Annotated in this window: 9 protein-coding genes; 3 read left to right on the top strand and 6 right to left on the bottom strand. The window is 49.1% G+C overall.

Annotated features, from left to right (window positions below; genetic code table 11):
• The first annotated feature begins 123 nt into the window (after positions 1-123).
• On the top strand, positions 124-477 hold the full coding sequence (locus tag U8U68_RS15130; protein WP_322202244.1) for a VOC family protein: 354 nt from the start codon (positions 124-126) through the stop codon (positions 475-477).
• Between the two features lie 412 nt (positions 478-889).
• Positions 890-1,798, top strand: coding sequence for an AEC family transporter (locus U8U68_RS15125; RefSeq protein ID WP_322202242.1), 909 nt, complete (start codon positions 890-892; stop codon positions 1,796-1,798).
• Between the two features lie 88 nt (positions 1,799-1,886).
• Here the strand turns inward: U8U68_RS15125 and U8U68_RS15120 are convergent, their stop codons facing one another.
• From U8U68_RS15120 to U8U68_RS15110, 3 genes are read right to left on the bottom strand one after another with little or no spacing between them, the layout of a single operon-like run.
• Positions 1,887-2,672, bottom strand: coding sequence for an ABC transporter permease subunit (locus U8U68_RS15120; RefSeq protein ID WP_322202240.1), 786 nt, complete (start codon positions 2,670-2,672; stop codon positions 1,887-1,889).
• Complete coding sequence (locus tag U8U68_RS15115) at positions 2,669-3,580, bottom strand: ABC transporter ATP-binding protein (RefSeq protein ID WP_322202238.1); 912 nt, start codon at positions 3,578-3,580, stop codon at positions 2,669-2,671. The genes U8U68_RS15120 and U8U68_RS15115 overlap by 4 nt, the downstream gene beginning before the upstream one ends.
• On the bottom strand, positions 3,577-4,698 hold the full coding sequence (locus U8U68_RS15110; RefSeq protein WP_322202236.1) for a helix-turn-helix domain-containing protein: 1,122 nt from the start codon (positions 4,696-4,698) through the stop codon (positions 3,577-3,579). Before U8U68_RS15110 ends, U8U68_RS15115 begins: the two co-directional genes overlap by 4 nt.
• A gap of 360 nt (positions 4,699-5,058) precedes the next feature.
• On the opposite strand from U8U68_RS15110, the gene U8U68_RS15105 reads away from it, so the two are divergent.
• Positions 5,059-6,381 (top strand): alpha-glucosidase/alpha-galactosidase, encoded by a 1,323-nt coding sequence (locus U8U68_RS15105; protein ID WP_322202234.1) that lies wholly within the window; start codon positions 5,059-5,061, stop codon positions 6,379-6,381.
• Between the two features lie 58 nt (positions 6,382-6,439).
• On the opposite strand, the gene U8U68_RS15100 is transcribed toward U8U68_RS15105, so the two are convergent.
• From U8U68_RS15100 to U8U68_RS15090, 3 genes are all read right to left on the bottom strand, one after another.
• Positions 6,440-8,293 carry an amylosucrase gene (locus tag U8U68_RS15100; RefSeq protein WP_322202232.1) on the bottom strand — a complete coding sequence of 618 codons (1,854 nt, stop codon included), beginning with the start codon at positions 8,291-8,293 and terminating at the stop codon, positions 6,440-6,442.
• Between the two features lie 244 nt (positions 8,294-8,537).
• The gene (locus U8U68_RS15095; protein ID WP_322202230.1) at positions 8,538-11,120 is read right to left on the bottom strand and encodes an FAD-dependent oxidoreductase; all 2,583 of its coding nucleotides are present in this window, start codon (positions 11,118-11,120) and stop codon (positions 8,538-8,540) included.
• Positions 11,121-11,791: 671 nt separating this feature from the next.
• Entirely contained in the window at positions 11,792-12,712 is a 921-nt protein-coding gene (locus U8U68_RS15090) for an aldo/keto reductase (RefSeq protein ID WP_322202228.1), read from the bottom strand.
• Positions 12,713-12,723: the final 11 nt, after the last annotated feature.

Raw genomic sequence — 12,723 nt, 5'->3', positions numbered from 1 at the left:
CGCAGGATATCTCTCATAACATTCATTCATTTATGCGTCGGCTCCAGCATAATCCCTCTCGGGTTATTCGTTTTTTCCTCCATCCGCTTCTTTCCTATCTTTCGGCGGAGGAGTAATATTTACATGTTCATGCAGCACGTAACCATCTACACAACTCAGCTAAATGCTTCCGTTGCCTTTTATCAGGACATTGTTCAATTGCAAATCGTGTCAGACCGTCGCCCAGATGCGGCCATAGTGTTTTTAGCAAACCAGAAAGGGGAGACAGCCATTGAGCTAATTGAGACACCCGTTGAACAGGCTTATACTGGCGGTGGACTGGCCATTGGTTTTCATACAGATGATGTAGAGGCAGAACATGGCCGTTTGTCTAAATTGGGTCTGCACCCTACGGATATGATCTGTCCCGCTCCTGACGTGAAGTTTTTCTTTGTGAAAGATCCCAGTGGCGTTCAGGTCCAACTCATTCAAGGATAACTCATAAGGTTTTCCGGCAGCGGGAAAAGGAAATATTTGTAGATCGCTTTTTAGAAAGTTAAGGAAAGTTATGTATCCAATTAACAGAGCTTATAGTGCCTTTTCTAAAAGTGCGAAAATCAAGCAAGTAAGCAAGCCAGTATGTCTTAATTACTGGTTGCGTTAGACGATGGGAAGAAAACATATACAAAGGTAGATTAGTTGGGAATGGAGGACTCTCTAAACGACCGTGAGCAGGCTGACAATAAATTGGAAAAAAGCGCTTATGTGACTCTGCCTCCTATTCTTGGTAAGAGGTGTGAGCAGCATGTGGAGCTGATGTGGTCAGGCTCCCAAAACGAAACCTGATTACGGAGTGGATTTTATTATATGTATTACGAAGATTTCTAATTTTGTCCCAAAGGAGTACTCTGTGGAAACATTAATTTCTCTGCAAATAACGATCTTTTTGCTTATTGCCATAGGCTTTTTGCTTAAGAGAATCCGTCTGATTCAGGACCAAGGCCAAAAGAATCTGAACGACCTGGTTCTCAACGTAATCTTGCCCTGCAATATTTTCAAGGCTTTTCTAGATGGATCTGGTGCAGAACTTTTTGGCACATATGGTAGCGTACTGTTGATTTCTATTGGTATACAAGCATTATGTGTGGTCTATGGTAAGCTGGCTTATCATAAAGAACCCGAGAGTCGGCGTAAGTGCTTACAATATGCCACAATCTGTTCTAATTCTGGTTTTTTGGGTAATCCGGTGGCCGAGGGGCTGTACGGCTCTCAGGGGCTTGTGTTGGCTAGTATTTATCTGATTCCTCTGCGGATTATGATGTGGAGCAATGGTCTGCCCATCTTCTCTGGCATAAAAGACCGCAGGCAGCTGGTAAAGAAGGTGGCTTTCCACCCGTGTATCGTGGCCTGTGTTTTAGGCATTGTGTTTATGATAGCTGGCTGGCGGCTGCCGGCAGGGTTTAGCGGTGTGGTGAGCGCTTTGGGTAGTTGCAACACCGCACTTTCCATGTTGGTTATTGGGATGATTCTGGCGCAGATTGATCTGCGCCGCCTATGGGACAAGACCGTGTTGAAGTATTCCATCCACCGACTGGTTGTAATACCTGCCATTGTGTTTCTGGTATGCCGGTGCCTTCCCATAGACAAGACCACGCTGGGGGTCTGTGTAATCCTGGCGGCTATGCCTGCAGGAGCCACTACCAGCATCTTAGCAGAAAAATATCAGATGGAACCAGAGTTTAGCACTAAGCTGGTGATCTTTTCCACGCTGCTTTCTCTTCCAAGCATTGCCCTATGGAGCATGGTGGTATTTCTGTAACCGCTATATTTTTGCAAAACATGCAAAGAGTTATGATGGAATGAGAGAGTCCTATTAACAGAAAAAGAGCCCCCAGTGGGGGCTCTTTCTACAATAATTTTTCATAGGTAAAGCCGCGTATAGAGCTTTTTAGCAGTATAGCCGCTAATACTGCACAAACGACGCCAATCACCAGAAGGAACCAGCCGCTGATAAGCAAGATACCGGTAAACTGTCCAATAATCATTAGTAGAAGGGGCATTAATAGAAATACCGCAGCTTGCTGAGCGTCCTCTACGCTTTGGGCTTTGGCGGATACCCGCACGGTAAGTGTAATGGAGATAAGAGAAATGGCGGGGGATATGAGTAGTAAGATTAAAAACCACTTAGCGTCCGGCAGCACTAAACTGAGAGTGACACAAAAGGTCTCTACTTCAACGACGGCTAGCATGGCGACAAAAGAGGCAGCGGATACCGCCATACTCAATAAAAAGGAAGCTAATACTTTTGCACGGAAAATTTGCTGGAGTGACAGAGGACAATACAAAAGAGTCTCTAGGGTGCGCCTTTCCTTCTCTCCTACAAAGGAACTGGCCGCCATGACAGAGGATGCCATAATGGGAATGATCAGAAAAAAAACAGGCAGAATAAAATTTAGCATAAGTTGGATGAGGGTAGATAGGGAACTGCTTTCTTGCACGGTCAACGGCAACATTTTCATCAGCTTTAGCAAGTCGCCGCCTTCTTCCGGCATAAAGTGAAGCGTCAGGATGAACACACTGGGCAGAAAGACGGCGAGTACCAGAGGGACAATTAGAAGTGTGGAGAACATACGTTTGTTGGCGGTAATACTCCGAATATCTTTTTGGATAATGGCGACCATGGGCCGGTTCATAGGTTCTCCTCCTTTTTACTGGTCAGCTGAAAATAGATTTCCTCCAGAGAGGGTCGATGAGCGGAGATATGATAGAGTCTCCCACCGTTTTCCACAATCTCCTGGGCGATCTGGGGAATTTCTTCTTGAGATTGAATAGGGATTTCCCAGCTGCCGTCTTTCTGTTGAAGTCTACGCCATCGCTCTGGAACGCCCTGTGCGTTAACCTTTACAGTTATTCTTCCGCCGGCCAGAGACTGTAGAGAATCCAAATCGCCCCTTGCCAACAGCCGGCCTTGGTCCATTAGGCCATAACATGTGCAAACCTCCTGAGCATAGCGTAGCTGATGGGTGCAGAGAAAAACCGTGATGCCCTGCTGGTTGGCCAGCTGACGAATCATGGTGTGAACATTCTGGGCGCTCTCCGGGTCCAGACCAGAAGTGGGCTCGTCCAGAAAAAGAATTTTTGGTTGGTGAATCAAAGCCCGGGCCAACGAGAGACGCTGGCGCATGCCGGTGGAATAGGCGGAAAGTTTTTGGTCCTTTGCATCAAAAAGTTCCAGCTGCTTTAAAAGCGCTTCACTCCTGTCTTTACACTGGGCTGTACTAAGCCCATACAGACTGCCGTAGAAAGTTAAATTTTCCAGCCCACTGAGATTGTCGTACATTTGCGCGTGCTCAGTCACCACTCCACAAAGGGCATGAAGCCTTTCAGGCTCTTGAGCAGGGTCAACGCCAAATATGGTGCAGCGGCCCTGGGTAGGGGAAAGGGTTCCGTTCAGCAATTTTACGGTGGTAGTTTTTCCCGCGCCGTTGGGGCCCAGAAAACCGAATACCATTCCAGCGGGTAAAACAATATCAATAGAATCCACTGCTTTTTTGCCGCCGGGATAGATTTTTGTCAAGGCGTTCAGTTCCACAGCGTTCATCTGTGATTTCTCCCTTCCATATTGAGTTCTGAGACGATCTTTTGAAACCTCGGATCTTCTGCCAAACGGGCAAAGGCTGGGTTAGCAGACAGTGCTTCATATAGGCTTTTTCGCAGCACAGTTTCCTCTTTAGGAAGATTACTGCCCAGAGGCAGGGTCTCCTCCAACCAATCCTCTAATAGATCGAAAAAAGCGTCGCCGTGAAGCTGAACGGGATAGATGTCAGACAGTGCCAACACCTGGTAGCGCTCTAAAAATTCCAGAGCCCGTTCCTGCTGGCCGCATAGGGCATATTCCTGGGCAATGGACAGGTATATAGAGATTGCCAGGGTTGGGTGCAGAGCATCCAGCTGGAAGCTCTTTGTCAGTGAAAGAGTACGCCGAATGGTCTCTTCAAAGGCAAGGCTTTCTCCTCGACAGAGGGATATATAGGACAGAAGGAGGTTTACTAGTTCCAGCAGAGACTGGTATATCCCGGCCTGTAAGACTTGTTTTGCCTTTTCTGGCCTTTCGGTTCGCTGATAACCTTCGGCCAGCAGAGGCTCTGGGGTTAGGCGTAGGGACAGGTTGGCTTCTAACAAGTCGATGGCTTCTTGGGTCCGGCCTAGATTTAATAGGCAATACCCCTCCAACTTGGCGGCCTGGTCCACCAGTGAGGCGTTGTTGCTTTCCTGCTTAACTCGGACAAACAACTTACGGGCTTCTTCCAGGATTTGCAGGGCCTTTTCGGTTGTGCCGGCTAAAAAACAGTGGTTTACCCAAAGACAAGCCAGCTGAAGTAACAGGTCTGTGCAAGAAAAGTATTCCTGCACAATCTCCCGGCAGCGGCCCATAACCTGGTCAAAAGGTTCTTCCGAAAACTCCCGCGCCAATTTCTCGCAGAGTTTTCGAATCTCTTTTTGACTCATTTGAGGCCTATAATCCATGAGTTCATCTAGAGTAATGTTAAAATAAGCGGCCAGCCGGGGCAAAAGGAGGATGTCCGGGTAGGTGGCGGACGTTTCCCACTTGGATACCGCTGTTTTTGAAACGCCTATGTGTTCTGCCAGTTCTTCTTGGGTAATGCCGCGCTTGTGGCGGTTTTCAATAATCACCTGGCCTATATTAATTTCTTGCACGAAGCATTCACCTCCATATGATTATAAGCCCTGTCCAACAGGAATACAAGGGAGCGCTAGGAAAGTTTAAGGGGGAAAGTTGCCTGATAGGAAACAAGATGTACTAAGGCGAATCAGACACAAGCACAAAAGAAATAGAATATGCTGTTAGATGGTAGAACATTTGACACGAAGCCCTATTACTTTCTTTAGTTTTGGGTGGAAAATCTATTAGAAATGTTGTGATTTTCATGTTTTCTCTTGCCATTTTTCGGGCGCTGTGCTATCCTTTTAGCAAGCTGGCTCTGCCGGAAGGTAGGAAAGTGTAACCCCTGGCGTTGCAGCAAAAAATTATTTTTGCGGGAAAGGACAAGGAACAATATGCTGAAAGTTACATTTATGGGGGCGGGTAGCACAGTATTTGCCCGGAATGTCATAGGCGACTGCATGTGCAGTCCGGTGCTTCGCGAAGCAGAGTTTGCCCTGTATGACATTGACGGCAAGCGTCTTTCAGAAAGTGCGGAAATTTTGGGCGCCATGAACGACACTCTGGGTGGCCATGGAAAGATTACCACCTATCTGGGCGTGGAAAACCGCAAGGAGGCTCTGCGGGGGGCAAGCTTTGTGGTAAATGCTATTCAGGTAGGTCTATACGACCCCTGCACTATTATTGACTTTGAGGTGCCAAAAAAGTACGGCCTGCGCCAGACCATTGGAGATACCCTGGGGATTGGTGGTATTATGCGGGCTCTGCGCACTATTCCAGTTATGGACGATTTTGCCAAGGATATGCAGGCGGTCTGTCCAGACGCCTGGTTCCTGAACTATACCAACCCCATGGCCATGCTTTCTGGCTTTATGCAGCGTTATACCGGGATTAAAACCGTGGGTTTGTGCCATAGCGTACAGGTATGCTCGCAGGAACTGTTGAAAGCTCTGGGTATGGAGGATAAGCTGGAGGGCCGCAAAGAGCTGATTGCGGGCATCAACCATATGGGATGGCTGCTGAAGATTCAGGACAAAGATGGCAACGACCTGTACCCAGAGATCCGCCGTCGGGCGAAAGAAAAGAATGCCGCTGAAAAGCATAATGACATGGTGCGCTACGATTATATTGATAAATTGGGCTACTACTGTACCGAGTCCAGCGAACATAACTCAGAGTACAACATGTTCTACATCAAAGAAAAGTATCCTGAGCTCATTGAGCGATTCAATATTCCTTTGGACGAGTATCCCCGCCGCTGTGTAAACCAGATTGCCGGCTGGGCCAAAGAGCGGGACCAGCTGCAAGAAAGCCACCAGCTGAACCATGAGCGCAGCCGGGAGTATGCATCGTATATTATGGAGTCCATTGTCACCGGAGATCCTTACAAAATCGGCGGCAACGTGCTGAATACCGGAGGGCTTATTGATAATCTACCTCAGGATGCCTGCGTTGAAGTACCCTGCTTGGTCGATAACATGGGGGTGAATCCCTGCCGGGTGGGCAGGCTGCCGGTGCAGTGCGCGGCTATGAATATGACCAACATCAATGTACAGCTATTGACCATTGAGGCCGCCGTTACCCGGAAGAAGGAGCACATTTACCAGGCCGCTATGCTGGATCCCCACACAGGCAGCGAACTGGATATTGATACTATTATAAAAATGGTGGATGACCTGATTGCTACGCATGGTGACTGGCTGCCCAAGTACCACTAAGAAAAAAGAGTCCGCAGCTTTTTGGCTGCGGACTCTTTTTCATTTCGTGGATAGGAATTTAGGATTTGCCGCCAGCCTGCTCCAAATAGTAGAAACCGTAGGCCGGTATGGTTAGTTCTACTAGACTTTGTTTCTTGCCAGAAAGCATCTCGGTAAAGAGGCCTGACTCGCTGGGGAAGGACACCGTTTTGTCCAACTCGGTAAAGTTAAACACGCCAATCACTTTCTGGCCCTTGTGTACACGCCGCATAGCCAGCAGGCCGTTGTCACCGGTATCCAGGGTGCATACTTCGGCGGCAGTGGCAAAGGCCGGATTATTTCGCCGCAGCTGGCCCAGCGTGTTCAAACCGTTAAAGATAATGCCTTCCGGAGAGGATTTGTCTTTCACGTTAGCGGCCAGATCCCAGTTTAGCTTGCCACGGTGCAGGTACCGGCTGTCTGCGGCCTTTTCCGGGTCATCTTTATAGGTATAGTCGTTTACCTGGGCCAGCTCGTCACCGCTGTAGAGCATGGGTATGCCACTTTGCAAGTAGACCATAGCATGTAAGGTCAGGTCAAAGCGCAAGGCCCGTTCCATGGCGTCCTTATCTTTTTCAAAGCCCGCCTTTTCCACTCCGCATAGACTGGCCGTGGTGGCACAGAATCGGGCGTCACCGGTTACCGGGTCATCGTTATATAGTTCGCCCCGGCTGTTACTGCCCTCTATATAGCCCCGGAAAAAGTCGTTTAAGAATTTTTTGTGGGGGACCTCTTCCATGTCCCAGGTTTTCAAAGTCTCGAAATCCAAACCCCAGCCAATGTCATCGTGGCAGCGCAGGTAGTTGAGAAATACGTATTCTTTTGGCAGACTATTCACGGCATCCAGCTGCATTCTCAGCAGCCGTGTATCCCGGGTGGCCACAGTGTGCCAGGTGGTGCACATGGTTGTCACATTGTAAAGGAGATGGCATTCCGGTTTTTCCACTGTGCCGAAGTAGGGAACTACCTTTACGGGCTCCATAACCACCTCACCTAGAAGTATCACTGAAGGACAAACCATTTCGCCGATCATCCGCATCATGCGGACAATCGTGTGCACCTGGGGTAGGTTGCGGCAGCTGGTGCCCAGCTCTTTCCAAATATAGGGAACCGCGTCAATACGGATAATGTCCATACCTTTGTTGGCCAAGTAGAGAAAATTGTACATCATCTCATTAAATACTCGGGGGTTGCGATAGTTTAGGTCCCATTGATAGGGATAGAAGGTAGTCATTACATGGTGGCTACACTCAGGCAGCCAAGTAAAGTTGCCCGGGGCTGTGGTGGGGAACACCTGGGGAACAGTCTTTTCATATTCGGTAGGAATAGAGGAATCCGCGAAGAAGAAATAGCGGCTCATATACTCTCCGTCACCGGCCCGGGCCTTTTTGGCCCACTCATGGTCTTCACTGGTGTGGTTCATAACAAAATCCATACATACATTGATACCTCTGTCATGGCAGGCGGCGGTAAGCTTTTCCAGATCTTCCATAGTACCTAAGTCCGGGCGGACTTTGCGGAAGTTTGCTACAGCATATCCGCCATCGCTGCGGCCGGGAACCGTATCTAAAAAGGGCATCAGGTGCAGGCAGTTTACGCCGGTAGAGTTTAAATAGGGCAGCTTTTCCCGCACACCGCGAAGATTTCCAGCAAAGTTATCAATGTACATCATCATGCCAATCAGATTTTGAGACCGGTACCATTCAGACTGGGCCTCTCGGTCTATGTCCCGCTTTTTTAGGGCAGCGGCCCGTTTGTCGGCAAAGTCATGCAGCTGTTGGCAGAGTTCGGCAAACATGGAGGAGTTATCATACAGCTCCATATATAGCCATTTAAGCTCGTCCAGATGGCGGCTTAGGCGAGATTGAAAAAGCGCTTCTTCTTTTTTTGTCATTAAGTGAACCTCCTCTGTAAAAAATGCGTCGCATAAAATAAATTGTATATTATAAATGATACCAGAAACTAAAACGCTGTGCAAGAGAAAAATAGAGGACATTCTCCACAAAAACTAGCATGGATTTTTATGATACTAGCAATATGTATGAAAAAGTCCCCGCCGTACCCAACAAATGAACGGGTATAGCGGGGATCAAAATGGAAAACATAGAATTATTTAACTGGCGTTTACAAACTGCTCGTTAACAAGTAGCGCCACCCTGCATATGCTTCTGAGTAGACAAGTTTTCCTGCTTACGGTTCAGCAATCCGTCTGAAAGCAACTGCTCCTGGACATTCTCAAAACCTAAACGGGCAATAGTATCGGCAAAGCGCTCACCTGTGATACCCTGCTCCCGGAACAAAAGGATTGCCTTTTCTATAACGTCCATAACCTCGTCCTTGTCAGTAAACACTTTTTCCAGATACTGGCCGTGGGCCACCTTTTTGCCCCAGCGCCCGCCGATATAAACCCGGTAGCCGGGCACGAAGTTCTCTACCGCCTTAAAAGGACATTTCCCCACACAGCGTCCACAATGGTTGCAAGTACTGTCATCTATAATCACTTTACCATCCTTGAGCACCGGCACATTGATGGGGCAAGCTTTTTCCACCTGGCAGACCTTGCAGCCCCGGCACTTTTCCAGGTCAATCTGAGGTACTTTCTGGCCGATAATGCCCAAGTCGTTCAAGTCGGGCTTTACGCAGTTGTTGGGGCAGCCGCCCACAGCAATTTTGAACTTATGGGGCAGCTTTACCCCTGCATAGCCGTGAAAAAAGCGTTCATGAATCTCCTCGGACAGAGCAAAGGTATCAATAAGGCCATACTGACAGGTGGTACCTTTACAGGAGACCACAGGCCGCACCTTACTGCCAGTGCCGCCTGTTTCCAGGCCGGCGGCTTGCAGGTCTTCCCGCAGAGCATCAATGTTGTCAAAGGGCACATGCTGAATTTCTAGTGTCAGCCGAGAAGTCATGGCCACTTCTCCGCTGCCATATTTCTCGGCAGCTTCGGTAATGGCCCGCATTTCTTCAGCTGTAATTTTGCCATTGCGGGTAATGACCCGGCCGTTAAAACAGTCGGGGGTACGTTTATCCCATAGGAAGCCCAGACCTTTTACACGGGTGACTTCTTCTGGCGGTACTGTGGCCCCCGCAGATTTAATGCGCACGTCATTGAAGAAGGTGGCACCCTCCAGCACCAAGGTGCTGGTATAGCCCAGGCTCTTCAAACGGTTTTGCAGGAAATAGGCCCGCTTGCCCTTGGCGCAGACCAGCAGCAGTTTTTCATCTGGGGCAATTCCCTCTATAGATCCATTGACAGCGGCTAAATCCACAAACTTAGCCCCTCGGATGGAAGGCTGAGGATTTACATCCAGTATGGTGTAGCCCTCGGCAGCTCCGGCAGCGTACTGGGCAGGGGTCATACTGTTTAATATACCGTCCAGCTTATTTTCCAGCACATATACTGCCTGTACAAAGGGATGGATGGCAGTGGAGAAGGGAGGGGCATAGGCCAGGTCCAGATTTTCGTAGTCAGAAAGTTTCGCGCCCATAGAAAGGCCGAGAACGCCTAGATCAACGATCTTATCCACCGCGCCGGGACCCAATACCTGTACACCCAGCAGCTTCCGGCTGGTCCGGTCGGCCACTAGTTTGATAATAAAGTAAGCGGAGTCTGGATAGTAGTGCGCTTTGTCATCTGTAACAATTAGGGCGGTTTCCACGTCGAAGCCTGCCTCCCGGGCGGACTTCTCGGTCAAACCGGTCTTGCCGCAGTTTAGACCAGGCAGTTTGCACACAGCGGTGCCCAGTACTCCGGCAAAAGATTTGTTTTTACCCGCTAGAGCCTGAGCCAAAGTGCGGCCTTCCAGGTTGGCAGAAGAGCCCATAGGGGACCATTGGGGCTGTCCAGTAAGGCGGTTTTTTACCAGAGCACAGTCACCAGCGGCATAAATGTCCGGCAGGTTGGTACACAATTTCTCGTTTACCACAATGGCTCCCCGGTCCATAACTAGGCCAGAATCAGCCAAAAATTGTGTGTTGGGCCGTATACCCACAGAGAATACTACTGCCCCACAGGGAAGGTTCCCCGCAGAGGTTCGCACTGCCTCCACTTTGCTCTGGCCTGTAACGGCCTCGGCCTTTACACCAGTGAGTACGCGTACCCCGGCGGCCTGTAGATGTTTTTTTACATAGCCAGCCATTTCTGGGTCCAGCACCCCAGGAAGCAGCTGGGAGGTGAACTCCACAACAGTGGGAGAAACGCCCTTTGAGAGAAGATTATCAGCCATTTCCAGGCCGATAAAACCGCCCCCCACCACCACGGCTTTTTTTACGCTGTTTTGTTCCAGATAGCTCCGCACAGAAACAGCGTCCTCTGGGGTACGAATCTGAAAGACCCCAGGCAAATCTACGCCTTCTACAGGAGGCACTACAGGGGAGGCGCCTACAGCAATCACTAGAGAGTCATAACAGTAGATCTCTGTTTCACCGGTGGAAAGATTTTTCGCCTCCACTTGCTTCTTGGCAGGATCCACCTTCACAGCTTCCCGGTGGGTAAGTACCTCAACACCAGTAAGTCCCTGGAACTTTTGGGGGGTATTGACGATCAATTCGCTTTGGTCCTGAATAGCACCGCCTACATAGTAGGGGAGGCCGCAGCCAGCATAGGAGATGTCGGCACTTTTTGAAAGCAGTGTTACCTGGGCCGAACGGTTTTCGCGTTTGAATTTGGCGGCGGTTTTTGTACCGGCGGCTACACCACCGATGACCAGTAGTTTCATAAAAGTCATTCCTTTCAGATGTGTAAAGTAGCTCCAAGACATTATTATAAAATATTATAAATGCATTCTGCGCAGATGTCAATTCAAACATACACAAGTCCATTTAAAGCGAAATATTCCTGGACTAGGATTTGTTTGAAAAAACGAAAACACTGTCTGATTGCCCAGAAGCGGCCATCTTCCGCGTCGGAAATCCTCGTAATACGCAAGTATTACTTGCGGCTTTTTCCTTGAAGCTGACCACTTCTAGGGCTTGTTTGAAAATAGAGGAAATGACGAATTTTTGGCCAGAAGGGGACAATTTCAAGGAGAAGAACCGCTGTAGTTAGCTGCGCTAACTACGTCACTCTGGCGATTGACGAGGATTTTCGACGTAGAAAGTGGCCTCTTATGGCAAAAAAGACGACGTTTTCGATTTTTCAAACAAGTCCTAGTCAAAAATCCGTCATTTCCTCTATTTTAAATAAGCCCCAGCATTTTTGGGGAGACGACGCTGAATTACGGTAACTGTACTTAGCTGGAAGGATATTTTTTTCGTAGAAAACTGTGGGCGACAAGCCCGGTTAAGGGGCCCGTCGCCTGCACTTATAGCTAAAGAAAGGCTTTTGCTCTAATCATTGATAAAACGGTGGTCCCTTGGCCTTGACGGTCAAAGCGGGTAAACGCACCTATTACGGCAAGGATTTCCCCGCCGCGCAGTAAAGCTCATACCATTCGGTGCGGGACAGGGTAATCTCTGACGCCTTGCAAACATCCGCCAGCCGCTGAGCGTTGGTGGTACCCACAATGGTCTGTATCCCAGCCGGATGACGCAGAATCCAAGCTACGGCTACCGCGTTATTGGTAATACCATATTTTTCGGCGATTTCGTCAATCTTCTGGTTCAGCTCCGGGAACTTGTCGCAGCCCAGGAAAGTGCCCTGGAACATGCCATACTGGAAGGGAGACCAGGCTTGAATGGTAATGTCGTGCAAGCGGCAGAAATCCAGTACGCCACCGTCACGGTCTGTAGCCAGGGGACTCTCGGTGTTCACATTAAGGCCCGCGTCAATCATGCCGCAGTTAGTAACGCTTAGCTGGAGCTGATTAAATAACAGGGGCTGCTTGCAGTACTTTTGCAGCAGGGCAATTTGTCCCGGATTTTGGTTGCTAACACCGAAATGGCGCACCTTACCGCTGGCTTCCAAGGCATCAAAGGCCTCCGCCACCTCTGCTGGATCCATCAGAGCATCCGGACGGTGGAGCAGCAGTACATCCAAATACTCGGTATTCAGCCGTTCCAGAATACCTTCTACAGAGGAGAGAATATACTCTTTAGAGCAATCATAGGAGACGCCGGGGTGGATGGAGCACTTGCTTTGCAAAATCATTTTTTCGCGCAAAGCGGGAGTCATTTGGGCCGCCTTAGCAAAAAAGCGCTCCGCCTCGCCGCCGCCGTAGATGTCGGCATGGTCAAAAAAGTTGATCCCATTTTCTAGCGCGGTGTGAATTAACCGCTGGGCGTCGGCCTCATTAAGGGAATTAATGCGCATACAACCCAGGGCAATGGCGGGGACCTTCAGCGTTCCGCCGCCGGTAGAAAGTTGTTTCATGAGAAATATCT

It is taken from the genome of Acutalibacter intestini, from assembly GCF_034334985.1.
In the GTDB taxonomy this organism is placed as follows: Bacteria; Bacillota; Clostridia; order Oscillospirales; family Acutalibacteraceae; genus Acutalibacter; species Acutalibacter intestini.
This window is presented reverse-complemented; position numbering and strand designations above follow the sequence as displayed.